The organism is Blastococcus sp. SYSU DS0616 (assembly GCF_054051015.1).
Window position 1 is genome coordinate 17,359 of the sequence record NZ_JBJHAJ010000030.1, and the last position, 22,820, is coordinate 40,178.

General features: G+C 76.5%; 21 protein-coding genes. 14 read left to right on the forward strand and 7 right to left on the reverse strand.

Annotation, left to right across the window (positions count from 1 at the left end; genetic code table 11):
- Positions 1 to 62 precede the first annotated feature (62 nt).
- From ACI79K_RS18025 to ACI79K_RS18065, 9 genes are all read left to right on the forward strand, one after another.
- A complete protein-coding gene (locus tag ACI79K_RS18025) occupies positions 63 to 1,562 on the forward strand; it encodes a pyridoxal phosphate-dependent decarboxylase family protein (protein WP_456600392.1) in 1,500 nt (499 codons plus the stop codon).
- Positions 1,559 to 2,929 (forward strand): lysine N(6)-hydroxylase/L-ornithine N(5)-oxygenase family protein, encoded by a 1,371-nt coding sequence (locus ACI79K_RS18030; protein WP_456600393.1) that lies wholly within the window; start codon positions 1,559 to 1,561, stop codon positions 2,927 to 2,929. Before ACI79K_RS18025 ends, ACI79K_RS18030 begins: the two co-directional genes overlap by 4 nt.
- The gene (locus ACI79K_RS18035; RefSeq protein WP_456600394.1) at positions 2,926 to 3,510 is read left to right on the forward strand and encodes a GNAT family N-acetyltransferase; all 585 of its coding nucleotides are present in this window, start codon (positions 2,926 to 2,928) and stop codon (positions 3,508 to 3,510) included. The genes ACI79K_RS18030 and ACI79K_RS18035 overlap by 4 nt, the downstream gene beginning before the upstream one ends.
- Positions 3,507 to 5,324: an IucA/IucC family protein gene (locus ACI79K_RS18040; RefSeq protein WP_456600395.1), complete on the forward strand. Its 1,818-nt coding sequence runs from the start codon at positions 3,507 to 3,509 to the stop codon at positions 5,322 to 5,324. Before ACI79K_RS18035 ends, ACI79K_RS18040 begins: the two co-directional genes overlap by 4 nt.
- A 17-nt stretch (positions 5,325 to 5,341) precedes the next feature.
- Complete coding sequence (locus tag ACI79K_RS18045; protein WP_456600396.1) at positions 5,342 to 7,474, forward strand: penicillin acylase family protein; 2,133 nt, start codon at positions 5,342 to 5,344, stop codon at positions 7,472 to 7,474.
- The gene (locus tag ACI79K_RS18050) at positions 7,471 to 8,058 is read left to right on the forward strand and encodes a GNAT family N-acetyltransferase (protein WP_456589687.1); all 588 of its coding nucleotides are present in this window, start codon (positions 7,471 to 7,473) and stop codon (positions 8,056 to 8,058) included. The genes ACI79K_RS18045 and ACI79K_RS18050 overlap by 4 nt, the downstream gene beginning before the upstream one ends.
- A gap of 31 nt (positions 8,059 to 8,089) precedes the next feature.
- Entirely contained in the window at positions 8,090 to 8,662 is a 573-nt protein-coding gene (locus ACI79K_RS18055) for a hypothetical protein (RefSeq protein WP_456589688.1), read from the forward strand.
- A gap of 147 nt (positions 8,663 to 8,809) precedes the next feature.
- Positions 8,810 to 10,240, forward strand: a complete 1,431-nt coding sequence (locus ACI79K_RS18060; protein WP_456600397.1) for a reverse transcriptase family protein — start codon at positions 8,810 to 8,812, stop codon at positions 10,238 to 10,240.
- Between the two features lie 45 nt (positions 10,241 to 10,285).
- Positions 10,286 to 11,464 carry a precorrin-3B synthase gene (locus tag ACI79K_RS18065; protein ID WP_456600398.1) on the forward strand — a complete coding sequence of 393 codons (1,179 nt, stop codon included), beginning with the start codon at positions 10,286 to 10,288 and terminating at the stop codon, positions 11,462 to 11,464.
- A 73-nt stretch (positions 11,465 to 11,537) separates the two neighbouring features.
- On the opposite strand, the gene ACI79K_RS18070 is transcribed toward ACI79K_RS18065, so the two are convergent.
- Positions 11,538 to 11,855, reverse strand: coding sequence for a hypothetical protein (locus ACI79K_RS18070; RefSeq protein ID WP_456600399.1), 318 nt, complete (start codon positions 11,853 to 11,855; stop codon positions 11,538 to 11,540).
- 266 nt (positions 11,856 to 12,121) lie between these two features.
- Between ACI79K_RS18070 and ACI79K_RS18075 the strand changes: the two genes are divergently transcribed.
- The 4 genes from ACI79K_RS18075 to ACI79K_RS18090 all read left to right on the forward strand — a co-directional run bounded on the left by ACI79K_RS18075 (position 12,122) and on the right by ACI79K_RS18090 (position 16,894).
- Positions 12,122 to 13,351 (forward strand): DUF222 domain-containing protein, encoded by a 1,230-nt coding sequence (locus tag ACI79K_RS18075; protein WP_456600412.1) that lies wholly within the window; start codon positions 12,122 to 12,124, stop codon positions 13,349 to 13,351.
- Positions 13,352 to 13,492: 141 nt separating this feature from the next.
- A complete protein-coding gene (locus ACI79K_RS18080; RefSeq protein WP_456600400.1) occupies positions 13,493 to 14,113 on the forward strand; it encodes a precorrin-8X methylmutase in 621 nt (206 codons plus the stop codon).
- Positions 14,110 to 15,618 carry a precorrin-2 C(20)-methyltransferase gene (locus ACI79K_RS18085; RefSeq protein ID WP_456600401.1) on the forward strand — a complete coding sequence of 503 codons (1,509 nt, stop codon included), beginning with the start codon at positions 14,110 to 14,112 and terminating at the stop codon, positions 15,616 to 15,618. The genes ACI79K_RS18080 and ACI79K_RS18085 overlap by 4 nt, the downstream gene beginning before the upstream one ends.
- A gap of 49 nt (positions 15,619 to 15,667) precedes the next feature.
- Entirely contained in the window at positions 15,668 to 16,894 is a 1,227-nt protein-coding gene (locus tag ACI79K_RS18090; protein ID WP_456589694.1) for an MFS transporter, read from the forward strand.
- Between the two features lie 22 nt (positions 16,895 to 16,916).
- Here the strand turns inward: ACI79K_RS18090 and ACI79K_RS18095 are convergent, their stop codons facing one another.
- Entirely contained in the window at positions 16,917 to 17,654 is a 738-nt protein-coding gene (locus ACI79K_RS18095; RefSeq protein WP_456600402.1) for a cobalt-precorrin-6A reductase, read from the reverse strand.
- A gap of 29 nt (positions 17,655 to 17,683) precedes the next feature.
- On the opposite strand from ACI79K_RS18095, the gene ACI79K_RS18100 reads away from it, so the two are divergent.
- A complete protein-coding gene (locus ACI79K_RS18100; protein WP_456600413.1) occupies positions 17,684 to 18,772 on the forward strand; it encodes a cobalt-precorrin-5B (C(1))-methyltransferase in 1,089 nt (362 codons plus the stop codon).
- A 74-nt stretch (positions 18,773 to 18,846) separates the two neighbouring features.
- On the opposite strand, the gene cobM is transcribed toward ACI79K_RS18100, so the two are convergent.
- From cobM to ACI79K_RS18125, 5 genes are all read right to left on the reverse strand, one after another.
- Positions 18,847 to 19,587: a precorrin-4 C(11)-methyltransferase gene (gene cobM / locus ACI79K_RS18105; protein ID WP_456589697.1), complete on the reverse strand. Its 741-nt coding sequence runs from the start codon at positions 19,585 to 19,587 to the stop codon at positions 18,847 to 18,849.
- The gene (gene cbiE / locus ACI79K_RS18110; protein ID WP_456589698.1) at positions 19,584 to 20,816 is read right to left on the reverse strand and encodes a precorrin-6y C5,15-methyltransferase (decarboxylating) subunit CbiE; all 1,233 of its coding nucleotides are present in this window, start codon (positions 20,814 to 20,816) and stop codon (positions 19,584 to 19,586) included. Before cbiE ends, cobM begins: the two co-directional genes overlap by 4 nt.
- 96 nt (positions 20,817 to 20,912) lie before the next feature.
- On the reverse strand, positions 20,913 to 21,350 hold the full coding sequence (locus tag ACI79K_RS18115) for a hypothetical protein (RefSeq protein WP_456589699.1): 438 nt from the start codon (positions 21,348 to 21,350) through the stop codon (positions 20,913 to 20,915).
- Positions 21,343 to 21,939 (reverse strand): TetR/AcrR family transcriptional regulator, encoded by a 597-nt coding sequence (locus tag ACI79K_RS18120; protein WP_456600403.1) that lies wholly within the window; start codon positions 21,937 to 21,939, stop codon positions 21,343 to 21,345. Before ACI79K_RS18120 ends, ACI79K_RS18115 begins: the two co-directional genes overlap by 8 nt.
- A 105-nt stretch (positions 21,940 to 22,044) precedes the next feature.
- Entirely contained in the window at positions 22,045 to 22,806 is a 762-nt protein-coding gene (locus ACI79K_RS18125; protein ID WP_456600404.1) for a maleylpyruvate isomerase family mycothiol-dependent enzyme, read from the reverse strand.
- Between the last annotated feature and the right edge of the window lie 14 nt (positions 22,807 to 22,820).

Here is a 22,820-nt window from a genome sequence, read left to right on the forward strand (position 1 = left end):
GCTCCGGAGCTGTGTATGGTCCCGATTGGTTAGGTGAGGCTAACCTATGAGAGGGGACTTCCGTGACACAGCTCCAGCCGACCGCGCACCTGTTCTCGGGTGCGACGGTCGACCACTACGCCGCGGTCGTCACCGCAGCGCTCGGCGCGCTCACCGACCGGGTCCGGGTCGTCCGCCGCCCCCGGTCGGGCGCGCCGCAGGCCGATCTCGAGGACCTCGTCGACGGCATCGACCTCGACACCCCGCTCGGCGACACCTTCTCCGCGCTGAAGGAGACCTCCCGGCTCTACCTGGAGCACGCGGTCTGGTTCCACGAGCCCGGCTACGTCGCCCACCTGAACTGCCCGGTCGCCATCCCGGCGCTGGCGGCCGACCTGTTCGCGTCGGCGGTGAACACGTCGGTCGACACCTACGACCAGTCGACGACGGCGACCCTGATGGAGCGCCGGCTCATCGGCTGGGCCGCCGGGCGCGCTGGCCTGGGCCCGGCCGCGGACGGGATCTTCACCAGCGGCGGCACCCAGTCCAACCTGCAGGCGCTGCTGCTGGCCCGGGACGAGGCGCTCGCCGCGCAGCCCGGCGGAAGCCTGCCCGGCGGCGCCCGGCTCCGCGTCCTCGCCACCGACCAGGCGCACTTCAGCGTCGCGAAGGCCGCCCGCCTGCTCGGCCTGGGCGACGACGCGGTGGTGCCGGTGGCCACCGACGGGCAGCACCGGATGGATCCGGCCGCGCTCCGGTCGGCCGCGGCCCGGGTCCGGGCCGCCGGCGACGTCGTCATGGCGGTGTCCACCACCGCCGGCACGACCGACCTCGGCCGCATCGACCCGCTCGCCGCGGTGGCCGACGTCTGCGCAGAGGTCGGCGCTTGGCTGCACGTCGACGCCGCGTACGGGGGTGGGCTGCTGGTCTCGCGCCGGCGCCGGCACCTCCTCGACGGCATCGAGCACGCCGACTCGGTGACGGTGGACTTCCACAAGACCTTCTTCCAGCCGGTGGCGTCCTCGGCGGTGCTGGTGCGCGACGGCGCCACGCTGCGACACGTCACCCACCACGCCGACTACCTCAACCCGCGCGGCGAACGGGCCCCCAACCAGGTCGACCGCAGCCTGCAGACCACCCGGCGCTTCGACGCGCTGAAGCTGTGGGTGACGCTGCGCGCCATGGGGGCCGACGCGGTCGGCGCGGCCTTCGACGCCTGCCTGGACCTCGCCGTCGACGTGCACGAGGACCTGGCTCGTGACCCGGAGTTCGAGGTGCACAGCGCACCGACGCTGAGCACCGTCCTCTTCCGCTACCGGCCGATCGGTGCCCACGGGCCGCTCGACCCCGCCGCCGCCGACCGGCTCGTCGGCGCGATCCGCGAGCGGTTGTTCGACGAGGGCGAGGCGGTCGTCGCCCGCACCGTCGTCGACGGGCGGCCCTGGCTGAAGTTCACGCTGCTCGACCCGGGCACCACCCGCGGCGACGTCCGGGCCGTGGTCGACCTCGTCCGCGCGGCCGGGGACGACCTGCTCGCCGCCGCCGGCACGCCCGTCCGCGACCGCGAGCAGGTGCTCGCGTGAGCGCCGCCGGCACGCCGGTGCACGACTTCGTCGCCGTCGGGATCGGCCCGTTCAACCTCGGACTCGCGGCCCTCAGCGCCCCGGTGCCCGACCTCTCCGGCGTCTTCCTCGACGAGCGCGAGGAGTTCAGCTGGCACCCCGGGATGCTGATCGAGGGCACCACGCTGCAGGTCCCGTTCCTCGCCGACCTGGTGACGATGGCCGACCCCACGTCGCCGTACTCGTTCCTGGCCTGGCTCAAGGAGACCGGGCGGCTGTACCCGTTCTACATCCGCGAGGACTTCCACCCGCTGCGCGCCGAGTACGACACCTACTGCCGCTGGGCCGCCGGGCGCCTGCCGGGGCTGCGGTGGGGCCGGCGCGTGGAACGGGTCGAGCACGCCGACGGCGTCTACCGGGTGTCTGCCCGCGACGTCCGGACCGGCGAGGTCGAGGTGCACCTGGGGCGCCGGCTGGTGCTCGGCGTCGGCACCGCGCCGTGGCTGCCCGAGCCGGTGCGGGACCTGCCCGGGCCGGCCTGGCACTCCGCGGACTACCTGCCGCGCAAGGAGGAGCTGCAGACGCTCGGGCACGTCACGGTCGTGGGCAGCGGGCAGAGCGCCGCGGAGATCTACCTCGACCTGCTGACCGACGCCGACCGCCTGGGCTACCGGGTCGACTGGGTCACCCGCTCACCGCGGTTCTTCCCCATGGAGGTCACCAAGCTGACCCTGGAGATGACCTCGCCCGAGTACGCCCGGTACCACCACGGCCTGCCCATGGCGCGGCGCGACGCCCTCGCCCGCGAGCAGCGCCACCTCTACAAGGGCATCAGCGGCGAGCTGGTCGACGCCATCCACGACACCCTCTACCGGAGGGGCCGGCGCGGCGAGGTGCCGACCGAACTGCTGCCCGGTGTCGAGGTGGCCGGCGCGCGCTGGGACGCCGGGCAGCGCAGCTACGCGCTGCGGCTCCACCACGAGGAGCAGGGGCGCACGGTGACCCGGACGACGCGCGGCCTGGTGCTCGCCACCGGTTACCGGGCGCAGGTGCCGGCCTTCCTCGACCCGGTGCGCGACCGCATCCGGTGGGACGCGCGCGGCCGGTACGACGTGGCGCTCGACCACTCGATCGACGTCGCCGGCCGGGAGGTGTTCGTGCAGAACGCCGAGGAGCACACCCACAGCCTGATCGCCCCGGACCTCGGCATGGGCGCCTACCGGAACTCGGTGATCATCAACGCGATGTGCGGCCGGGAGGTCTACCCGGTGGAGGAGCAGATCGCCTACCAGACCTTCGGGGTCGGCGACGCCGAGGACGCCGAGGACGCCGGGGACACCGCCGGAGCCGGGACCGGCGCGCTGACCGCCGCGGGAGCTCCCCGATGACCACCGCCCCGGCCTGGGCCGCCCGCACGACGGTCGGGGTGCTCACCCTCGAGCCGCTCGACCTCGACCGTGACCTGCGCCTGCTGCACGCGTGGGTGACGCACCCCCGCTCGGCCTACTGGCTGATGCAGGGGCAGGGGCCGGAAGAGGTGCGCGCCGCCTACGCCGCGATCGTCGCCGACCCGCACCACGACGCCTGGCTCGGCCGGGTCGACGGCGTCCCGACGTTCCTCGCCGAGACCTACGACCCGCGCCACCGCGAGCTCGCCGGCGTCTGGCCGGCCGCCCCCGGTGACGTCGGCATGCACCTGCTCGTGGCGCCGCCGGCCGACGGGGCCGCGCCGGTCCGCGGCCTGACGTCGGCGGTCATGGCGGCGGTCGTGCGGTTCTGCCTGGACCGCCCGGGGGCCCGCCGGGTCGTCGTCGAGCCGGATGCGCGCAACGCGGCCATCCGGGCCAAGAACCGGGCGGCGGGCTTCGTCGAGCACGGCGAGCTGGACCTGGGGCACAAGACGGCGGTGCTGAGCAGCTGCACGGCCGAGTCGTTCGCGGCGAGCGAGCTGGCCGGGGTGCTGGCGTGAGCGCGGCGGGGCTCGAGCAGGAGCTCGCCGGCGCGACCCACCTCGAGCCCGAGGCGATGGCCCGGGCGCACCGGCACGTCGTCACCAAGGCGCTGTCGGAGTTCAGCCACGAGCGCCTGGTCACCCCCGAACCGGCCGACGACGGGCCGGCCGACGCGCTGGGCCGGACCTGGTGGCGGCTGCCCACGGCGGCCGGGTCGGTCTACCGCTTCACCGCGCGGGTGCTGCCGCTGGAGCACTGGGACGTCGACCCCTCCTCGGTGAGCCGCACCGTCGACGGCGCCGCCGCGCCGCTGGACGCCCTGGCGCTGGTCGACGAGCTGCAGGCCGACCTCGGCATCCCCGACGCACTGCTCGGCACCTACCTGGAGGAGGTCAGCGCGACCCTCGCCGGCGTGGCGTGGAAGCTCCACCACCGCCGCGCCGACGCCCGCGAGCTGGCCCGCGCCGACCTGCAGACCGTCGAGCGGTCGATGACCGAGGGACACCCGGCCTTCGTCGCCAACAACGGGCGGATCGGCTTCGGGCTCTCCGACTCCGCCGCGTACGCCCCGGAGGCGGGCGAGCCGGTCCGGCTGGTCTGGGTGGCGGCCCGGCGGGAGCACACCCACCTGGCCTGCGGCGACGGCGTCGACGAGGAGCGGCTCTACACGAGCCAGCTCGGCGAGCAGTTGCTCGCGCGGTTCGCCGGCCGGCTCCGCTCACTCGGCCTGGACCCGGCCGACTACCTCTTCCTGCCCGTGCACCCCTGGCAGTGGGAGCACCGGCTGGCGGTCACCTTCGCCGCGGACGTGGGCCGGCACGACCTCGTGCCGCTGGGGGTCAGCGAGGACCGCTACCAGGCGCAGCAGTCGATCCGGACCTTCTTCGACCTGGACCGCCCCGACCGGCACTACGTCAAGACGGCGCTGGCGATCCAGAACATGGGCTTCCTGCGTGGGCTCTCCCCGGCCTACATGCGCAGCACCCCGGTGATCAACGACTGGGTGGCCGGCGTCGTGCGGGGCGACCCGGAGCTGACCGGCGCCGGCTTCGACGTGCTCCGCGAGCTGGCCTCGGTCGGCTACACCGGCGATGCGTACCACCGGATGGCCGGGCGCGGCATCCGCTCGCCGTACCAGCGGATGGTGGCGGCGCTGTGGCGCGAGAGCCCGGTGCCACGGCTGGCGGCGGGCGAGCGGGCGATGACGATGGCGGCGCTGCTGCACCGGGATGCCGAGGGCCGGTCGCTGGTGGGCGGCCTCGTCGCCGACTCGGGGCTGGACCCGCGCACCTGGCTGCGCCGCTACCTCGACGCCTACCTCCGCCCGGTCCTGCACTGCCTGCTGGCCCACGACCTCGCCTTCATGCCGCACGGGGAGAACCTGATCCTCGTGCTGCGGGGCTCGGCGCCGACGCGGGTGCTGATGAAGGACGTCGGCGAGGAGGTCGCCGTGTTCGGCTCCCGGCCGCTGCCCCGGGACATCGAGCGGATCCGCGTGAACGAGCCCGACGACGTGCGCCTGCTGTCGGTGTTCACCGACGTCTTCGACGGGTTCCTGCGCTACCTCGCCGGCATCTTCGACGCCGACGGCCTGCTGTCGGCCGACGCCGTCTGGGCGTGCGTCGCCGACTGCCTGCTGGCGCACCGGGAGGCGTTCCCGGACCTCCACCGGCGCTTCGACCTGTTCACCCCCGCGTTCGCGCACTCCTGCCTCAACCGGCTGCAGCTGCGCAACACCCTGCAGATGGTCGACCTCGCCGACCAGGCGTCCTCCCTGCAGTACGCCGGGACGCTGGCCAACCCGGTCGCGCCGTTCGGGCCGCCGCGGTGACCGGGCCGGCTCCCGGGGTGGCCCGCGACCGGTGGGGCGTGCCCACCATCCGGGCGGGGTCGCTCGACGACCTCGCCCGGGCCCAGGGGTACGCCACCGCCGTCGACCGGGCCTGGCAGCTGGAGGTCGAGCGGTGGCGCAGCGAGGCGACCCTCGCCGCGCACCTGGGCGCGGCCGGGTTGGACTGGGACACCTTCGCGGCCCGCGCCCGGCTGGACGACACCGCCCGTCGCTGCCACGACGCCCTCGACCCGGGCACCCGGCGGTGGGTCGGGGCCTACGTCGACGGGGTGCGCGCCGGCCTGGCCGAGGGCGCCGCGCGCTCGCCGGAGCTGCGGGCCCTGGGCTGGGCGGGTGGGGAACAGCACGGCGGGCGCGGCGGCTGGCGGCCGTGGACCCCGCTGGGCATCTTCCTGGTGCACCACGTCCTGTTCGGTTCGCTGGGCACGACGGTGTGGCGGGGGCACCTGCTGCGTTCCTTCGGGCCGGGGCTCGGTCGGGAGCTCGCCGTCGCGCTGGGCCTGGGCCCGCCGGACGGCAGCAACGCGGTGGCGGTGACCGGCGCGCGGACGGCGTCCGGGCTGCCGCTGGTCGCCGGCGATCCGCACCGCCTGCTGGAGCGGCCCGGGATCTACCAACAGGTGCACCTCCTCGTCGAGGGAGCGGCCGACGACGGCGTCGACGTGGTCGGGCTGGCCTTCCCCGGCGTCCCCGGGGTCGCGCACTTCGGGCACACCGGCACGGTGGCCTGGGCGGTGACCAACGCGATGGCCGACTCCCAGGACCTCTACCGCGAGCGGCTGCGCCGGGACGGCGACCGCGTGCTGGCCCTCGGGCCGGACGGCTGGGAGCCGGCCGACGCCGCGACGGTCCGCCTCGATGTCCGCGACGGCGAACCGGTGACGGTGGAGACCGTCGAGACTGCGCGGGGGCCGGTCGTCGTCCCGTCGTGGACGGCGGAGGAGCCGGGCGAGCCCGAGGCGCTGAGCCTGCGCGCCCCGAGCCGGGTCGACGCCGCGCTCGGCTTCGATGCCCTGCCGCTGCTGCTGCGCGCCCGCACCGCGGCCGACGTCGAGGCGGCGCTCACCTCGTGGGTGGAGCCGGTGAACAGCGTCCTGGTCGCCGACAGCTCCGGCGACGTCCGCCAGCTCGTCGCGGGCCGGGTCCCGGACCGGGCGGCCGCGAACCGCTGGTACCCGGTGCCGGCCTGGGAGCGGGCGCACGCCTGGCGCGGGACCTGCCCGGCCCCGGCCGGGCTCCGGGTCACCGACGGACCCCCGTGGGACGGCGTGGCGGTGACGGCCAACGACCAGCGCCCCGACGTCGCCCCGTACGGCTCGGTGTTCGCACCGGGTCACCGGGCCGCCCGGCTGCGCGCGCTCCTCGGCGACCGCACCGGCCTGACCGCCGACGACCTGGCGGCGCTGCTGCTGGACACCGCCGCCCCCGCCTCCGGCCCGCTGCGGCTGCTCCGCGACCTCCGGCTCCCGGAGGCCCGCACCCCGGCCGCCCGGCTGCACGCGGAGATCGTCGGGTGGGACGGCCGGATGGACGCGAGCAGCCGCGGGGCGGCGGCGTTCGGCGCGTGGCGCGCGGCCCTGGTCCGGCGCGTCGCCGACCTGCCGCTGCTCGCGCCCCTGCACCACCCGGCCGGCGTCCCCGAGGTGCTGGCGCCCTGGGTGTCCCCGGTCGAGCGGATCGGGACGGCGCTGGAGCGGCTGCTCCGCGTGCTCCCCCAGCACGGCGTCGACGTCGACGCGCTGGCCCGGGACGCGCTGGCCGACGCGGCGGGGAGCACCGCCGCGACATGGGGGGCGACGCACCGACTGCGCACCGTGCACTCCCTCGACGGCACCCCCTGGGAGGACGTCGTCGCCCGGCCCGCCGACGGCGCGCCGCTGGCCGGCGACACCGACTGCGTCCTGGCCACGACGAGCCTCCCCGGGCTCACCGACGTCTGCCTGCGCGGCCCCGTCGCCCGCTACGTCTGGGACCTCGCCGACCGCGACGCCAGCCGCTGGGTCGTCCCGCTGGGCGCCGACGGGGTGCCCGGCCCGCACGCGGAGGACCAGACGGAGCTCTGGCTGCGCGGCGACCTCGTCCCCGTTCCCCGCACCGCCACCCCCGCCGGCCTGGAGGAGATCTCGTGACCGACGCCCGCCTCGTCGAAGGAACCAGCCCGTTCGGAGACGGCCGCACCCTCGGGGTGCGCCGGCTCGACCCTGACCGCGACGCCCCCCTGGTGCACTCCTGGGTGCGCGAGGAGCGGGCCCGCTTCTGGGGGATGACCGACCACACCGAGGACCAGGTGCGGGACGTCTACGCATTCGTGGACTCGCTGCCCACCCACCACGCCTACCTGGTGTCGGTCGACGACGCCCCCGTCGCGCTGCTGCAGACCTACGAGCCGGCCGCGGACCCGGTCGCCGAGACCTACCCCGTGCAGGACGGCGACCTCGGCGTCCACCTGCTGCTGGCCCCGGCCCGCAGCAGGGAGGCGGGCTTCACCGCCCGGTTCGTGGCCGCCCTCGCGGCGGTGCTGCTGGCGAACCCGGCCGTGCGCCGCGTCGTCGTGGAGCCGGACGCCGGCAACGAGCTGGCCTTGGATCGCGTCCGCCGGACAGGGTTCGAGCTGGGGCCGGAGGTGGACCTGCCGGAGAAGCGCGCCCGGCTCGCGTTCCTGTCCCGGGAGACCCTCGAGGCGCTGACCGGCGCGGCACGGATATCGGGCTGACGCGCCCGGTCGGCCGCCCTAGCCTGCCGCGGTGGCCTACGACGCGCTGACGGAGAGCATCGCGCTCCTCGAGCGCGGTGTGCCGGACTCCCCGCCGCGGATCAGCCGACGCCGGCGGTTCGCCCCGCTGGCCGTCGACGTCGACGGGGACGTCGCCTGCACCCTCTTCGCCCGCCGCAGCGTCGGCTGCGCGGTGCAGGAGGCCTGGGTGCTCGTGCGGCGCGGGGCCCAGTGGTCGCTGCTCGGGGGCGGCGGGGGCGGCGGGTTCGAGGACGACGACCTGGCCGACCGCCCCGCCGCCGCGGCCCTGGGCGGTCACCTCCTCTGGCGCGGCGGTGGCTCGTCGCTCCGGAACGCCGGGCGGCTGCTGCCCTGGGGTGCCCGGTACGTCAGCTACGCCGTGCTCAGGGCGAGCGCGGAGGTCGACCGGGTCGTCGTCGGTCCGCGGGAGATCAGGGTGCCGCGGCACGGGCACCTCGTGGTCGTCTGGGACGGCGTGCCGCCCCTCGTGGAGGCACGGGCCGCGGACGGCCGGTTGCTCGCCGCGCGTCGGGTGGACCTGCGGCGCCGCCGCCTCCCCGAGGCGTACCGCGACCCCGCGTGATCGCCCGACCAGCGCGGATCCGCCGCCCGGACTGGTCAGGGCCGGATCGGCCCCCTACCGTGGCCGGGTGCGGCCGGGAGGGCAGGACGACCGGCGAGGAGCCGGTCCCTCCGGGGCAACCCCGGGGTCTCGCAGCAGAGCAGGGCGATGCGTCACCCGCCGGACGGCGCGCTCCGCGCACGTCCCGGCGCCTCCGTCACGGAGCGGCTGCCCTCCCCGCCGTCGCGCTCGGCGGCCCCGCCGGTGACGGCCACCCGGCGCGCCGAGGTCACCGCGAACGGCATCGCCACCGCGCTGCTCGCCGGGCGGTGGCGGCGCCCGCAAATGGTGCGCCGGGTCGCCGTCGCGCTCGGGTACCGGCGCGCCCCCCGCTGGGTGGGCACGCTGGTCGGTGAGGTGCTGGGGGCCTACTGGCACCCACCGGCCGACCGCCCGCGGGAACTGGCCGCCTTCCTCCGCACGACGGGGGGCTGGGCGCGCGGTCAGGCGGCCGAGGTGCCGCCGCGGGTGGTGCACTGGGAGCCGGTGCCGACCGCCGTCGTCCGGCCCCGGCTGCCCACGGTGGAGCTGCCCGACCTGAGCGCCCTGGCCCGGCTGCTCGACCTCGACCAGGGCGAGCTGGCCTGGTTCGCCGACGCCCGCACCGTCGAGCGCACGGCGCCCGAGCCCCTGCGCCACTACCGCTGGCGGGCGGTGGACCGGCCGACCGGGGTCCGGCTGCTCGCCGCACCGAAGCCCCGGCTGAAGGAGATCCAGCGGCGGCTCCTGCGGCACGTGCTCGACCCGGTCCCGGTGCACGGTGCCGCGCACGGCTGCGTGCCCGGCCGGTCGGTGCGGACGGCGGCCGCCCCGCACGCCGGCGCCGCCGTCGTCCTGCGGATGGACCTGGAGCACTTCTTCGCGAGCGTCCCCGCGCCCCGGGTGCACGGGCTGCTGCTGGGCCAGGCCGGCCTCCCCGAGCCGGTCGCGCACGCGGTGACCGGCCTGGTCACCACCGTGGTGCCCGCCGCGGTGTGGCGGCGCATCCCGCCGCCGGAGGACCCCGTGGCCCGGGAGCGGCACCGGCGGCTGGGGACGCGGCTCGCCGTGCCGCATCTTCCGCCGGGTGCGCCCACGTCCCCGGCCCTGGCGAACCTGGTCTGCTACCGGCTGGACCGCCGGCTGGCCGCGCTCGCGGCGACTTTCGGCGCGACCTACACCCGCTACGTCGACGACCTGACCTTCAGCGGCGGCACCCGGGTGGGGCGCGGCCGGCTGGCCCAGCTGGTGGGTGGGATCGCCCGGGAGGAGGGCTTCCGGGTGAACGCCGCCAAGACACGCGCGACCGGCTCGGCCCGCCGGCAGGCAGTGCTGGGCGTCGTGGTCAACGAGCGCCCGGCGCTGCCCCGCCGCGAGCGGGACGAGCTGCGCGCGCTGCTGCACAACTGCGCCACCCGCGGCTGGACCACCCAGCTCCGCGGCCGCGACCCCGCCACGTTCCGGGACCACGTCCTGGGCCGGGTGGCCTGGGCGGCGTCGGTGGACCCGGCGTCCGGGGCGCGGCTGCGCGCGCTGGCCGAGCGCATCGACTGGAGCTGACCGCCGACGGCTCGGGCCGACCCGGGACGTAGCCTCGCGGGCGCCATGTCATCAGCCGGGCTGCCCACGCCTCCCCTCCGGGACCGGGCCGACGCCTGCCCCGGCGCGCTGCAGACCCACTCCGCCGCCGACGGCGAGCTCGCGCGGGTGCGGGTCCCCGGTGGACTGCTGGTGGGCGACCAGCTGCGCGTCCTCGGCGCGGCCGCCGTCGAGCTCGGGGACGGCGCGCTGGAGCTCACCAGTCGCGGCAACGTGCAGCTGCGGGGCCTGCGCCCCGGATCGGCCGGCGAGCTCGGCGGCCGGCTGGCGGCGGCCGGGCTGCTGCCCAGCGACAGCCACGAGACGGCCCGCAACCTGTTGGGCAGCGTGTTGAGCGGGCGGACCGGGGGTCTGCTCGACGCCCGGCCCTGGGTGCGCGACTTCGACGCCGGGCTGTGCGCCGACCCGTCGCTCGCCGCGCTGCCGGGACGGTTCCTGGCCACGTTCGACGACGGCCGGGGCGACGTCGCCGCGCTCGGCGGGGACGTCGGCCTGTTCGCGCTCGCCCCCGACGCCGTCGCGCTGACCCTCGCCGGCGCCGACTCCGGCCTGCGCGCCGGTCCGGCGGACGCCGTCGACCTCGCGCTGGCGGCCGCCCGGGCTTTCCTCGACGAGCGCGCCGCCCAGGGCGGAACGGCCTGGCGGCTGGCCGAACTCGCCGACGGGCCGGCGCGGGTGGCGGCCCGGCTGGACGCCCCGGCCGGGGAGCGGGTCGAGGTGCCGGCCCAGCCGCGGATCCGCCCGATCGGTGCGGTGCGGCAGGACGACGGCCGCACGGCCCTCGCCGCGGTGGTCCCCCTGGGCCGGCTGACCGCCGCCCAGGTGTCGCTGCTCGCCGACGTCGCGGCAGAGGTGCAGCTCACCCCGTGGCGCGGGGTCGTCGCGCCCGACCTGGCCGACGGGTCGGCGGCCAGGTCGCTGGCCGACGCCGGGCTGGTGCTCGACCCCACGAGCCCGTGGACGCGCGTGACCGCTTGCGCGGGGCTGCCCGGGTGCGCGAAGTCCCTGGCCGACGTGCGGTCGGACGCGACCGCTGCCGTGATCACCGGATCCCTCCCGGCGGACGGGGCGCGGCAGCACTGGGCCGGGTGCGAGCGGCGCTGCGGCCGGCCCGGCGGCGCAGTGGTGGACGTGGTCGCGACCGGCACCGGCTACCGGGTCGAGGGCAGCGGCCACCCCGGCTGAGGCCGGCTCGCTCCGGCAGGGGTGACGGACAGCAGCCCACGATGCTGAACCCGGGGCTGGGGCGTGCGCCCTGTTACCGGTAGTCGCTCAGCAATGCGCGGAGCACGCGGACGACGTCGGCCAAGACGTCATCGAGGTCGGTGAGGTCCCGCCACTCGTGCCGGACCAGCCGGCGTCGCCACCAGCGGCCGCGGACCTGGTCGACCGCGATGTCCTCGTCGAGCCCGTCGAACCACACCTCGATCGGCTCGCCTGCCGTCCTGGGCTCGATCGTCGTGCCCCAGCCGTAGACGGCCTCCCGCCGGTTCCCGGACTGCCAGAAGCGGTCGTGGTGCCGGTACGACACGGTGCCCTCGTGGTCACGCAGCACTGACTCGACGGTCGCGCGCAAGGCCACCTGCTGGGCGGGCGGCTCCGGAGCGGGGAAAGTCGGGCACGGCGCGACGCTAGCCCGGAGCCGGGCCGGAGGACGCACGTGGCGGGTCGGGCCATGCGAGAGCGGGCACCCGCCGCGGTGAACTCCCGAGCACCACGACCGACCGCTGTCCACGCTGTGCTGAAATCTGTGGACAGGCTTTTGACCTGCACTTTCGGGTTGCCGAGGCCGGTCCGCCCGGCTAGTATTCGTACATGCGTTCGACCGCTGCGGGTGATGCGCTGGACCGGTTGACGGCCGCGCTGGACGACCTGGCGGCCGAGGACCTGGCCGGCCGGTTCGGCCCGCAGCTGCTCGACCGGCTGCGGCCGCTGCTGGTGGCGCAGAACCGGCTCGCCGCGGAAGTCACCCGCACCGTGCGGGAGTGCGAGGTCACCTCCGCCGCCGAGCACGACGGGCAGCGGACGATGGCCTCCTGGCTGCGCGGACATGCCCGGCTGTCGTCGGCCGCGGCGTCCCGGGTGGTGCGCTCCGGGCGGGCGCTGCCCGAGCTACCGGCGGTGCGAGCCGCGTTCGCCGCGGGTGCGATCACGGCGGAAGCGGTCGCGGTGATCACCCCGGTCGCCGCACCGGTGAACGTGGCCGCCGCGCAGGCGCACGACGTGGGCCTCGCCGGGGTCGACGCAACCCTGGCCGAGGTCGCCGCGAGTCGCCCGCACGCCGAACTCCGCCAGGTCGTGGACCACTACCTGGCCCGGCTCGACCCCGACGGCCCCGAGCCCGATCCCACCGAGGGCCGGTCACTGGTGTTCGTCACCCACGCCGATGGCCGCGTCGGGTTCCGCGGCGAGCTCGACGCCGTCGGCGGGGAGAAGTTCCAGGCCGCGATCGAGTCGATCGTGCAGGCCTCCCGCCCCGCCGGGGACAGCCGCACCCGCGCCCAGCAGTCCGCCGACGCCCTGGTCCAGCTGGCCGACAACCAGCTCGCCTCCGGCGCCCTGCCGGTCCTGCGCACCGTGAAGCCGCACGTCATCGTCCGGATCGACCTCACCGACCTGGTCGACCCCGCCACCGGACCGGGCGCGGCCACCACCGGGCTCGGCGCCACCATCTCCGCCGCCCGCGCCCGCTGGCTGGCCTGTGACGGCAACGTCTCCCGCATCGTCATCGGCCCCGACGGCGAGCTCCTGGACCTGGGCCGCCGGCACCGGGTCGTCCCGCCGGCCCTGCGCCGCGCGGTCGAGTACCGCGACCGGGGATGCGTGTTCGCCGGCTGCGACGCCCCCGCCCACTGGTGCGACGTCCACCACCTCGTGCACTGGGCCGACGGCGGAGAGACCTCGCTGGAGAACTCCGGGCTGTTGTGCGAACGCCACCACACCAAGGTCCACCACGGATTCCGCATCGAACGAGATACCGCCGGCCGATGGCACACCTACCGGCCCGACGGCACCGAGATCCTGATCTTCCCCCGCATCACCGGCCAACCCGAACACTCGCGCACCGGCTGAGCCACCGACGCACGACGAACCCTCCCCGGGTCCTGGGAGGGGTTCGTCGGCCTGCTCAAGCACGCAGCACAGCGGTGGGCTGGGACCGCCCGCCGTTCCCCGGAGCAGGTGGCCCGAGCGCGGGACGTAGCCTCCTGCCCGATGTACGACTACGAGAAGGACGGCGCCGAGATCTACCGGCGCTCGTTCGCCACCATCCGCGCCGAGGCGAACCTCGCGAACCTGCCCGCCGACGTCGCCCAGGTGGCGGTGCGGATGATCCACGCCTGCGGGCAGGTGGACCTCGTCGACGACATCGCCCACTCCCCCGACGTCGTGCAGCGCGCCCGCGAGGCGCTGAACGCCGGCGCACCGGTGCTCTGCGACGCGCAGATGGTGGCCAGCGGCATCACCCGGCGGCGGCTGCCGAAGGACAACGACGTCATCTGCACCCTGAACGACCCGCGGACCCCCGGGCTCGCCGCCGAGCTGGGCACCACCCGCACCGCCGCGGCGCTGGAGCTGTGGCGCGACCGGCTCGACGGCGCGGTCGTCGTGATCGGCAACGCCCCCACCGCGCTGTTCCATCTGCTCGAGATGGTGGCCGCCGGTGCCCCGCGCCCCGCCGCCGTGCTCGGCATCCCTGTCGGGTTCATCGGCGCCGCCGAGTCCAAGGACGCCCTGGCGGAGTCCGACCTGGAGTTCCTGGTGGTCCGGGGCCGGCGCGGCGGCAGCGCGATCACCGCGGCCGCCATCAACGCGATCGCGAGCACCGCCGAATGAGCGGACAGACGACCGGCCGGCTCTACGGGGTGGGGCTGGGCCCCGGCGACCCCGAGCTCGTCACGGTCAAGGCCGCCCGGCTGATCGGCGCCGCCGACGTCGTCGCCTTCCACGCCGCGCGGCACGGCCGGTCGGTGGCCCGCGGCCTGGCCGAGCCCTACCTGCGCGAAGGGCAGATCGAGGAGCTGCTGGTCTACCCGGTCACCACCGAGACCACCGACCACCCGGGCGGCTACCAGGGCGCGATCGACGAGTTCTACGAGGCCGCCGCTGCGCGGCTGGCCGCCCACCTGGACGCCGGCCGCGACGTCGTCGTCCTCGCCGAGGGCGACCCGCTCTTCTACGGCTCCTACATGCACATGCACAAGCGGCTGGCGCACCGCTACCCGACCGAGGTCGTCCCCGGGGTGACCAGCGTGAGCGGCGCGGCCGCCGCGGTCGGCCGGCCCCTGGTGGAGCGCGACGAGGTGCTCACGGTGCTCCCCGGCACGCTGCCGGCCGACGAGCTCGCCGCCCGGCTGGCCGGCACCGACTCGGCGGCGGTGATGAAGCTCGGCCGCACCTTCCCGCAGGTGCGGGAGGCGTTCGAGCGGGCCGGCGTGCTCGACCGGGCGCTCTACGTCGAGCGGGCCACCACCGACCGGCAGCGGTGCCTGCCGCTCGCCGAGGTCGACCCGGCGAGCGTCCCGTACTTCTCCCTCGCCCTGCTGCCCAGCCCGCTCACGCCGCAGGTCACGGAGCCGGCCCAGCCCTCCGGCGAGGCGGCCACGCACGGAGAGGTCGTCGTCGTCGGCCTCGGTCCGGGCGCGCGGAGCTGGACGACCCCGGAGGCCGCCGAGGCGCTCGCCGCCGCCGACGACCTCGTCGGCTACGGCCCCTACCTCGACCGGGTCGCGGCCAACCCGCGCCAGACCCGGCACCCCAGCGACAACCGCGTCGAGGCCGACCGTGCCGCGCACGCGCTGACGCTGGCCCGGGAGGGGCGGCGGGTCGCGGTCGTCTCCAGTGGAGACCCGGGCGTCTTCGCCATGGCCGCCGCCGTGCTCGAGGTGGCCGAGCGCCCCGAGTTCGCCGGTGTCCCGGTGCGGGTCGTCCCCGGCCTCACCGCCGCCCAGGCGGTCGCCTCCCGGGTGGGGGCCCCGCTGGGGCACGACTTCTGCGTGCTGTCGCTCTCCGACGTCCTCAAGCCCTGGGAGGTGATCACCGATCGGCTGCGCCACGCCGCCGCCGCCGACCTGGTCATCGCCCTCTACAACCCGCGCTCGAAGCACCGCCCGCACCAGCTCGGCGAAGCGCTGCGGGTGCTGCTGGAGGTGCGCCCGCCGGAGACCGTGGTGGTCGTGGGGCGGGACGTCGGCGGGCCGGAGGAGAGCCTCCGGGTCACCACCCTGGGCGCGCTGGACCCCGCGACCGTGGACATGCGCTGCCTGGTGCTGATCGGCTCCTCGCAGACCCGCGTCACCGCCTCCGGCGCGGTCTACACCTCCCGCCGCTACCCGGGCTGACACGCCGGGGCGGGGAATGCCCGCGCGATCGTTGCCCTTTCCCACCGTCGTGGCACCCCCGACGCTCAGCAGAGCCCCCGCGTTCTGGACCACCGCCGGCCTGCTGCTGCTCGTCCTCGCGGCCTCGGGGGTGCCCACGCCGCTGTACCGCGTCTACCAGGAGCAGTTCGGCTTCGGGCCCGGCATGCTCACGACGGTCTTCGGCATCTACGCCCTCGCCCTGCTGGCCGCCCTCCTCGTGGTGGGTGGCCTCTCCGACCACGTGGGCCGCCGGCCGGTGGTGGCCGGCGGGCTGCTGCTGCAGGCGGTCTCCATGGCCGTCTTCCTGACCGCCGACAGCGTCGGCTGGCTGCTCACCGCCCGGGTGCTGCAGGGCCTGTCGATGGGCGCGCTCACCGGAACCCTCGGCGCCCTGCTGCTCGACACCCAGCGCCCGGCCCGCCCGCTGGGCCCGCTGGTCAACAGCGCCGGGCCCGGCATCGGGCTGTCGCTGGGGGCCGTGGGCGCCGGCCTGGTCGTGGAGTACGTCGCCTCGCCCACGCGCTGGGTCTTCGCCGTCCTGACCGGGGTGCTGATCCTCGCCGCCGCGCTGGTGCCGCTGCTGCCCGAGACCTCCCCCCGCGCACCGGGAGCGCTGCGCTCGCTGCGGCCGACGGTGCGCGTGCCCGCACCCCAGCGCCCGGCGTTCCTCACCGCGCTCCCGGCCATCGTCGCCGCGTGGGCGCTCGGCGGCCTGTACCTCTCCCTCGGCCCCTCGCTGGTCGCCTCGGTCTTCGGCATCGAGGACCACCTGGTCGGCAGCCTGCTGGTGCTGGCCATGCAGGGCACCGCGGCGCTCGGCGCCGTCCTGGGCCGCGACCTCGCACCGGAGCGCGCCATGGTCGCGGGCGCCTCCGTGTTCGCCGTCGGGGTGACCGGCACGATCGCCGCCCTGCTGACCGGGCAGGTCGTCGTGCTCTTCGGCTCCGCCGTCGTCTCCGGCCTCGGCTTCGGCCTGGCCTTCCTCGGCGCGGTCGCCACGGCCAGCGCCGGCGTGGCACCGGCCGAGCGCGCCGGACTCCTGTCGAGCGTCTTCGTCGTCGGCTACCTGAGCTTCAGCGTCCCGGCCGTGGCCGCCGGGGCCGCCGCCGGGGCGTTCGGCCTGGCACCGGTCACCGAGGTCTACGCCGCCGTCCTGGTCGTCCTGGCGCTGGCCGCGGTCGCCGGTGTGCGGCTGCGCCGCCGGGCGACCCCACCCGACCGGACGCCGGACGCCGCGGAGTCGCTGCCCGCCTGAGCCGGGTCGGCGGTACGTCGGATCAGGTCGTGCGCGACCGAACCCATTCCCGGGCCGCCTCCACGGTGTCGGCCACCGCGACCCCCGGCGGCAGCGGCGGGCGGCGCACCAGCACGACCGGCACCCCCAGCTCGCGAGCGGCGGTCAGCTTGGCGGCGGTCATCCCGCCCCCGCTGTCCTTGGTGACGACGACCTCCACGGCGTGCGCCCGCATCAGCGCGATCTCGTCCGCGACGGTGAACGGCCCGCGGGCGAGCACCACCGTGCTGCGCCGGGGCAGCGGCGGCGACGGGGGGTCCACCGACCGCACCAGGCAGTGCCCCGGGACGTCGGCGAACGCGGCGAGCCCCTGCCGCCCGGTCGTGAGGAACACCGAGTCGTACCCGGTCACCGCTGCCGCCGCTCGTTGCAGTGACCCGACCCAGTGCCAGTCGTCCCCCGGCCCGGCGGACCAGCCCGGTCGTTGCAGTCGCAGCAACGGAACCCCGGCGACCGCCGCCGCCTCCGCCGCCGCCGCCGTCATCCCGGCGGCGAACGGGTGCGTGGCGTCCACGACGGCCGCCGTCGGGGCCTCCCGCAGCCAGGCCGCCAGCCCCGCCGCACCGCCGAACCCACCGATCCGCACCGCACCCACCGGCAGCAGGGGCTCGGCGACGCGCCCGGCCAGGGAGCTGACGACGTCGACCCCGTCATCCACCAGCGCTCCGGCCAGCCGTCGCGCTTCCCCGGTCCCGCCCAGGACCAGCACCCGGCCGGTCACGCCGCGCCGCCGTGCATGCTGATCACGTGATGACGGCGGACCGGACGGACGGCACGGGCCTGCGCTCGGGCTGGACCACGGGCGCCTGCGCGACCGCGGCGGCCACCGCCGCCTACACCGCGCTGCTCACCGGCGAGTTCCCCGACCCGGTCACGATCGACCTGCCGCACGACCGGCACCCGTCGTTCGCGCTGGCCATCGAGCGCCTCGAGGACGGCGCCGCCACCGCCGGCGTGGTCAAGGACGCCGGAGACGACCCCGACGTCACCCACGGCGCGCTCGTTTCCGTGCGGGTGACCCACGGGGCACCCGGCAGCGGGGTCACCTTCCGCGCGGGCGAGGGCGTGGGCACGGTGACCAAACCCGGGCTGCCGCTGGCGGTCGGCGAGCCCGCGATCAACCCGATGCCCCGGCAGTTCATCGCCGCGCACGTGGCCGCGGTAGCCGCCCGCCACGGCGGCTCCGGGGACGTCGTCGTCGAGGTGTCGGTCGAGCACGGCGCGGAGCTCGCCCGCCGGACCTGGAACCCCCGGCTGGGCATCCTGGGCGGGCTGTCGATCCTGGGCACCACGGGCGTCGTCGTCCCGTACTCCTGCTCGGCGTGGATCGACTCGATCCGCCGGGGCATCGACGTGGCCCGCGCCGCCGGGTACGCGCACGTGGCGGCCTGCACCGGCAGCACCAGCGAGCGGGTGGCCGTCGAGACGTACGGGCTGCCCGAGGACGCGCTGCTGGACATGGGCGACTTCGCCGGGGCCGTGCTCAAGTACCTGCGCCGCCACCCGATCGGCCGGCTCACGATCGCCGGCGGCATCGGCAAGCTCGCCAAGCTCGCCGACGGGCACCTCGACCTGCACTCCGGCCGCTCGCAGGTGTCCTTCGAGTCGCTGGCCGGCCGGGTGCGCGCTGCGGGCGGCCCCCCGGAGCTGGTCGACGGGGTGCGGGGCGCCAACACCGCGCTGGACGCGCTGCAGCAGTGCCGGGCGGCCGGCCTCCCGCTGGGCGATCTGGTGGCCGCCGCGGCGCGGGAGACCGCGCTCGGCGTGCTGCGCGGCGCCCCCGTGGCGGTCGACGTGATCGTCATCGACCGCGCGGGCACCGTGGTCGGCCGGAGCTAAGCCTCGTCCGGTTGGACGGCCCTGCTGCAGGGGCTCGCCGCGAGCTCGCGAGCGGTGGGGGGCAGCAGGGTCCTTCATCGGCATCGGCTCGTCGAGTAGAGGTGGCTGTCGGGGAACTCCCCGGCGGTCAGCACCGAGCCGACGATCACCACCGCCGTCCGCTTCACCCCGGCGTCGGCGACCTGCGCCGCGATGTCGGCCAGGGTCCCGCGCAGGACCAGCTCGTCGTCCCGGCTGGCGCGGGCGACGACGGCGACCGGGCAGTCCGGGCCGTAGGAGGGCAGGAGCTCGGGCACCAGCTCGGCGATCCGCTGCACCGCGAGGTGCAGCACCAGCGTGGCGCGCGAGGCGCCGAGGGTGGCCAGGTCCTCCCCCGCCGGCATCGGCGTGGACCGGGCAGACGTGCGGGTGAGGATCACCGTCTGCCCGACGCCGGGGACGGTCAGCTCCCGCTTGAGCGAGGCGGCCGCCGCGGCGAAGGCGGGCACGCCCGGGACGACGTCGTAGGGCACGCCGGCCGCGTCGAGGCGCCGCATCTGCTCGGCCATCGCGCTGTAGACCGACGGGTCGCCGCTGTGCAGCCGGGCGACGTCGAGCCCGGCCTCGTGGGCCGCGACCAGCTCGGCGGTGATCTGGTCGAGGTCGAGGTTCGCGGTGTCCACCAGCCGGGCGCCCGGCGGCGCGGTGTCCAGTAACTCGCGGGGCACCAGCGCCCCGGCGTACAGGCACACCGGCGCCGTGGCTATGAGCCGGGCGGCCCGGACCGTGACCAGGTCGGCGGCGCCGGGCCCCGCGCCGATGAAGTGCACCGTCATGGCTTGACTCCCGACCAGATCGTCACGGGCATGGCCGCCTTCCAGCCGGTGAAGCCGCCCACGGGTGCGGCGGTGGCGACGGCGAGGCGCACCAGCTCGCCACCGTGCCGCGCGTACCGGTCGGCCAGCACCGCCTCGCTCTCCAGCGTGACGGCGTTGACCACCAGCCTCCCACCCGGCGGCAGCGCGGCCCAGCAGGCGTCGAGCACGCCGGGGACCGTCGCGCCGCCCCCGACGAAGACGGCGTCGGGGGCTGGCAGGCCCGCCAGCGCCTCGGGGGCGCGGCCCTCCACCACCCGCAGGTCGGGGACGCCGAGCCGCCCGGCGTTGCGCGCGATCCGCTCGGCCCGCTCCGCGCGCGACTCGACCGCGACCGCGCGGCAGGACGGGTGCGTCCGCATCCACTCGATGCCGATCGAGCCGGCACCGGCCCCGACGTCCCAGAGCAGCTGGCCCGGCAGCGGGGCCAGCCGGGCCAGGGTCACCGCCCGCGCGTCGCGCTTGGTCAGCTGGCCGTCGTGCTCGTAGGCGTCGTCGGGCAGGCCCGGAACGGTGGGCAGCGGCACGGTGCCCGGGTCGGCGACGACCTCCACGGCGGTCACCACCAGCGGGTCGGTCTCGGCGTGCGGCCACCCCGCGGCGGTGCCGGTGAACCGCCGCTCGCCCGGCCCGCCCAGCTGGGCCAGCGCGATGACCCGGCTGGCGCCGTACCCCCAGGCCACGAGACGGTCCGCGACCGCCGCCGGGGACGACGTGTCGGATCCGAGCACCAGCAGCCGCCGGCCCGGCGTCACGTGCGGGGCCAGCAGCTCCACCGGCCGGCCGACGACCGTCACCACCGTCGTCTCCTCCACCGCCCAGCCCAGCCGCGCGCACGCCAGCGTCACCGACGACGGGTGCGGGACGACGTCGACCGCGTCGGCCCCGAGGACCCGCGCCAGCGAGGTGCCGATCCCGGAGAACATCGGGTCGCCGCTGGCCAGCACGACTACCCGCCGGCCGGGGTGCGCCGTGGGCAGGGCGCGGATCGCCGGCCCCATCGGCGAGGGCCAGGGCACCCGCTCCGCGGCCACCGACGGTGGTACCAGAGCCAGCTGGCGCGCGCTGCCACGCAGCACCTCGGCCGTCTCGATGGCCCGCCGGGCCGTCGGCGACAACCCGTCCCAACCGTCCGCGCCGATGCCCACGACCACGATCGGGCGCTCGGCGGGGACCTCGGGGGCTGGCACGGGCGCCGATCCTAGGCAGCCCTCCCGACCGCGGCCGGCGCACGGGCGCCGGGCTGCGCCGGCCGGGCCGCGGTCGGGGTCGCGTGCCGCAGCGGATCAGGCGGGCGCGAGGCCGCCGGCGTGCAGCCGGCGCTTGGCGACCGCGATGGGCACCTGCCCGACGACGGCAGGCAGCACCCAGAACACCGGGTTGGCCGTCTCGGCGACCAGGAGGGCGGTCACGAGGGCGATGTAGGAGCCGCCGAGCAGATGCGGCTGGAGCGTGGCCCAGTGGTGCCACGCCCGCCGGCGGGCGAGCGCGCCCGCCACGGCGAGCACCTCCGTGAGCACGGCGACCGGCAGCAGCCAGAGCAGACCCGGCGACGTCGCCGCGAGCACCCCGCCGGTGACGGCCGCGACCACGACGGCGACCTGGTAGCCGGCCGCCGCGGCAACGCCCCGAGCACCCGCGCGACGGGCCGCGAGCCACACGGGCCCGAGGAGCAGCCCGGCGGTCCCCGCGAGGACGTGGACACCGAGCAGGGGGTCATCCATGGCCGGCCTTCCTTCCCGGTGAACCGAACAGCATCCCGGCCGCACGCCGGGCGAGCTCGAGCAGCGCCTCACCACCGCCGTCGGGGGCGAGACCGGCTCCGGCGAGGTTCCCGGTCGCCGCCAGCCCGGCGAACCCGTGGACCAGCGACCACGCGGCCACGACCGCGGCCCGCGCGTCGTCGACCCGACCGTCGACGGTCAGCGCGTCGACCCCGCGCTGGAGCACCGCGAAGGTCCGGGCCCGGGCAGCGGAGAGCTCGCCGTCGTCCGGGTCGAGGACGTCGGGGGCGAACATCACCGCGAAGTGACCGGGGTGGTCGCGGGCGAAGCGCACGTAGGCCACGCCGACCTCGCGGAAGTCGGAGGCGGCCGCGTCCTCGAGGGCACTGGCGAGCATCCGGTGGCCCTCGGCGGCCAGCGCCGTCAGCAGACCGGTCCGTGAGGCGAAGTGGTGCCGGTGCGCGGCGTGGGACACACCCGCCGAGCGGGCGAGCGCCCGGATCGAGACCTCGGCGACGCCGGAGCGGGCCGCCACCTCGGCCGCGGAGCGCAGCAGCACCGCGCGGAGGTCGCCGTCTGGCCGGGTCACACCAGCAGCTTGCCACTGACAACTTGCCAGTGACAAGCACTGATGGACGGCGCTGCTCGGCGACGCGGCCGGGGCCTGTCGCCCCGTCGACCGGCAGGGGCTGGATCAGAAGGGCACCTGCTGGCCCAGGAGGCCGGCTCCGCTGCCCCGGCCCGAGAGGACCCGGCAGAACTCGACGGCGTCGAGCTCCAGCTGCTCGCCGTCCGTCCCCGCCGACCACTGGCCGCCGGCCGGGCCGGTGAGGGTGAGCCGGTACGGCCGGCCGTGCCGCCCGGCCCACTCGGCGACGACGTCGGCGACCAGCACCCCGTCGTGCTCGGGCGTGAGCTCGGGCTCACGGCCGGTCGCGCGGCTGACGTCGACCCGGTGCATCCAGACGTCGCGGGTCAGGACGACGTCGAGCAGGAAACCGATCCGCCAGAACTCGCGGACCGTGCCGTTGACCTGCTCCTCGCGCAGCTTGACCCGCCCCGCCACCCGGGACAGCCGGCGCCGCCCCCGCAGCGCACGCGGCGCCGTGACCTCGAGCGCGGCGACGACTGCCGGGCCGTCGAGGTCGGCGTGCTCCCGCACCTGCACGTCGGTCAGCGCGTCGATGCCGCCCCCGGCCTTGCCGGCGAGCCGCTGCTGACGGGCCATCTCCCGCACCGAGGCGGCCATCTCCGCCATCCCGAGCACGTGCGCGGCCATGGCCCGCACGTCCCAGCCCGGGCAGTCGGTGGGCCGGCTCCAGTCGTCGGCGTCCAGCTGCCGGAGGAGGGCGACGATGCGCTCGTACTCCGTGGCGGCGAGCCGGTAGGCGGTGTCCCGGTCCAGGGCGGCGGACCGCGGGCGAGGACGGGCAGGGGCAGGAGAGGGAGCGGTCACGTCGGACCTCCTCG